The 279-nt window shown below is 45.9% G+C and carries 1 protein-coding gene; it reads left to right on the top strand.

Annotated features, from left to right (window positions below; genetic code table 11):
• The coding region (locus tag AAEZ08_RS22830; RefSeq protein ID WP_500125163.1) for a penicillin-binding transpeptidase domain-containing protein at nt 1-279 on the top strand (279 nt) is incomplete at both ends.

The following is a 279-nucleotide window of genomic DNA, read 5'->3' on the forward strand; positions in this document are numbered from 1 at the left end:
TCATTTAACTCCAATAACCTGAATGAGATGACTGGTGAAAACCAGCGTAACCGTGCGCTCCTCGATGTATTTGAGCCGGGTTCAGTCATGAAGCCATTTACCGTGGCTGCGGCTCTCAATTCGGGCAAATACACACCGACTACTTTAATTGATACCAATCCGGGCTCAATTCGTGTGCGTGGCTATACCATTCGTGATCATAATAATTTGGGCACCATCAATCTTGCCACACTCCTACAAAAATCAAGTAACGTGGCCTCGACCAAGATAGCCTTATCT

Source organism: Pseudomonas sp. E45-MNA-CIBAN-0222 (assembly GCF_040310405.1).
GTDB lineage: Bacteria > Pseudomonadota > Gammaproteobacteria > Pseudomonadales > Pseudomonadaceae > Stutzerimonas > Stutzerimonas stutzeri_AC.